2 protein-coding genes are annotated in these 3,268 nt (G+C 47.7%); both read right to left on the bottom strand.

All coding sequences use genetic code 11. The features are described 5' to 3' along the window. Window positions 1-30: 30 nt before the first annotated feature. Window positions 31-207, bottom strand: a complete 177-nt coding sequence (rpsU, locus tag QVO97_RS06830; RefSeq protein ID WP_003504099.1) for a 30S ribosomal protein S21 — start codon at window positions 205-207, stop codon at window positions 31-33. A gap of 137 nt (window positions 208-344) precedes the next feature. Next, window positions 345-2,954: an alanine--tRNA ligase gene (gene alaS / locus QVO97_RS06825; RefSeq protein WP_227589512.1), complete on the bottom strand. Its 2,610-nt coding sequence runs from the start codon at window positions 2,952-2,954 to the stop codon at window positions 345-347. Between the last annotated feature and the right edge of the window lie 314 nt (window positions 2,955-3,268).

The following is a 3,268-nucleotide window of genomic DNA, read 5'->3' as shown; positions in this document are numbered from 1 at the left end:
TTCATATGAAAACCAGGACTTTTGCGTTACTTAATTGTATTTGCGTTTTCTAGCAGCTTCGGATTTCTTTTTACGACGAACGCTCGGTTTCTCGTAATGCTCTCTTTTCCGAATCTCCTGCTGGATACCAGCCTTAGCACAGTTTCTTTTGAATCTGCGTAAAGCGCTGTCCAGACTCTCGTTATCTTTAACGATTACATTTGACATAGCTCACACCTAACCTCCCTCCAGTTGTGTAATAAGTGCATATTAATACAACTGTATGGGTATTTTTTTAGCACTAAAAAGATTATATCATAAAAAAATGATACGTCAACAACATTTTACATTTTTTTATGATTTTTTTATTTTACTTGCTCTGCTACTACTTCTGCCGCTTTTTCAAGGGCTGCTGCAATACCAGACGGATTCTTTCCGCCAGCCTGTGCCATGTTCGGACGGCCACCGCCGCCGCCGCCGACAAGACCTGCGATTGCTTTGATTAAGTTTCCAGCATGTGCACCCTTCTTCATCGCACCGTCAGTTACAGAAGCCATCAGGCTTACCTTGCCATCCAGAGTAGATGCAATCAGAACAACGCCGTCGCCCAGCTTCTCTTTCAGCTGATCGCCCAAATTACGCAGACCGTTCATGTCTACATCCTTAACCTCAACTGCCAGCAGCTTCACGCCGTTTACATCCTGTACCTGGTTCATAACATCGCCCAGAGAGTCGTTCGCCAGCTTACTTTTTAACTTCTCATTCTCTGCGTGCAGAGTCTTGATCTCCTCTAACATGGACTCAATCTTGCTGCTCAGCGCCGCCGGAGTGGTCTTTGCCAGTTTCGCCGCCTCATGCAGCTCATTCTCTACCTCTTTGTAGTGGTTCATCAAACCGGTGGAGGTCAGCGCCTCGATACGGCGGACGCCTGCTGCAATACCTGCCTCAGAGAGAATCTTGAAGGATGCAATTGTGCCTGTGTTGGATACGTGCGTACCGCCGCAAAGCTCGGTGGAGAAATCCCCCATCTTGACAACACGGACTTTCTCGCCGTACTTCTCGCCAAACAGTGCCATCGCGCCCGTCTTCTTTGCCTCATCCAAGGACATAACATCGGTTACAACCGGCAGGGATGCTGCAATCTCATCATTTACAATCTTTTCAACCTTCTCTATCTCCTCTGGAGTCATCGCAGAGAAATGAGTAAAGTCGAAACGCAGACGATCACGGGTTACCAGGGAACCAGCCTGCTCTACATGGCTACCAAGTACGGTACGCAGCGCTTTATGAAGCAGATGGGTTGCGGAATGGTTGCGGGAAGTCAGTTCACGGTTTTCCTTGTCAACCGACATGGTTACTTTTTCTCCCACCTCGAACATACCCTTTACTACAACACCGACATGACCGATCTTGCCACCCTGTAAATGAATGGTATCTTTAACTTCAAACACAGAGCCGTCCGGAGCGGTAATCTGACCGAAGTCACCCTCCTGACCACCCATGGTTCCGTAGAACGGGGTTTCCTTGGTGATAATTGTACCAGTCTGACCGTCAGTCAGTGCCTCTACAATCTCATCCTCGGTCGTCAGAACGGAAATCTCGGATTCCGCTGTCAGACGATCATAGCCGATAAACTCAGTTGTAATAGCCGGATCGATGGACTGGTATACCGTAACATCCGCGCCCATATAGTTAGTCGTCTTTCTCGCCGCTCTCGCCTGTTCTTTCTGGCGTTTCATCGCTGCGTTGAAGCCGTCCTCATCGATACCGAGGCTCTTCTCCTCGAGAATCTCACGGGTTAAGTCGATCGGGAATCCATACGTATCGTAGAGCTTGAATGCGTTGTCGCCGGACAGCACTTTCTCGCCCTTCTTGTTCATATCTTCTTCCATATCAGCAAGGATCGCAAGACCCTGATCAATGGTCCTGTTGAACTTATCCTCTTCCTCAGAAAGAACCTTGAAAATCATCGCGCTCTTCTCTTCCAGTTCCGGATAACCATCCTTGGAAAGGTCGATAACGGTGCGGGACAGAGCTGCTAAGAACTCACCCTCGATGCCAAGTTTTTTGCCATGGCGTGCTGCACGGCGCAGAAGGCGGCGCAGAACATATCCGCGTCCCTCGTTGGATGGCATAATGCCATCGGAAATCATGAAGGTGCAGGACTTGATATGATCCGCTACAATACGCAGAGAAATATCGGTCTCATGATCTTTCTGATATTCGGTATGTGCCAGCTCGCAAACACGGTCTAACAGAGCTTTATTGGTATCAACCGTAAACAGGGAATCTACATCCTGTACGATCACTGCCAGACGCTCCAGACCCATTCCGGTATCAATGTTCTTGTGCTCCAGCTCGGTGTAGTTGCCGTGACCGTCGTTGTTAAACTGGGAGAATACATTGTTCCACACCTCCATGTAACGGTCACACTCGCAGCCTACCGTACATCCCGGTTTGCCGCAGCCGTATTTCTCACCGCGGTCATAGTAAATCTCAGAACACGGACCGCACGGACCAGCGCCATGCTCCCAGAAGTTATCCTCTCTGCCAAAGCGGAAAATACGCTCTGCCGGAATACCCATCTCTTTGTTCCAGATATCAAATGCCTCGTCATCGCTCTCGAACACAGACGGATAGAGGCGATCCGGATCAAGTCCGACAACCTCGGTTAAAAATTCCCAGGACCAGTGAATCGCTTCCTCTTTGAAATAATCACCGAAGGAGAAGTTGCCAAGCATCTCAAAAAAGGTACCATGACGGGCAGTCTTACCGATATTCTCGATATCGCCGGTACGAATACATTTCTGACAGGTACATACTCTTGTTCTCGGCGGAATCTCCTGACCCGTAAAATATGGCTTTAACGGAGCCATACCAGAGTTGATAAGCAGAAGGCTGTTATCATTATGCGGAACCAGAGAGAAACTCTTCATTGCCAGATGTCCCTTGCTCTCAAAAAAGTCTAAGAACATCTTTCTAAGTTCGTTCACACCGTATTTTTTCACGTTGCTTCCTCCTATAGTTACTTCTATTTAAGTAAAATTTTCCTCATTCTTTATATCCTATCATAGGAATTTACATTTCGCAAGAGGTTTATCGGTACAAAAAGTGTACAAAAAGTGTGCAAAAATGGGACCCTTACCGCAATTCTATATGCCGCAAAAGTCCCATTTTCTAATTTTTTCACTACTCTGCCGGAAGATACGATTCATACAAATCCAAAAGCTCATACGCCCGATCCCGCGTCGAATTTGCCAGCGACGCCGTGTACTCGACATTTTCCATC

It is taken from the genome of Clostridium sp. CAG:43 (genome assembly GCF_000434655.1).
In the GTDB taxonomy this organism is placed as follows: domain Bacteria; phylum Bacillota; class Clostridia; order Lachnospirales; family Lachnospiraceae; genus Otoolea; species Otoolea fessa.
The sequence above is the reverse complement of the archived record's forward strand: the minus strand, read 5'-3'. Positions and strand labels throughout refer to the sequence as shown.

What these genes read in the sequence shown, in the direction of transcription:
- rpsU (WP_003504099.1), bottom strand. Translation starts at nt 207, where the DNA reads ATGTCAAATGTAATCGTTAAAGATAACGAGAGTCTGGACAGCGCTTTA.
- alaS (WP_227589512.1), bottom strand. Translation starts at nt 2,954, where the DNA reads ATGTTCTTAGACTTTTTTGAGAGCAAGGGACATCTGGCAATGAAGAGT.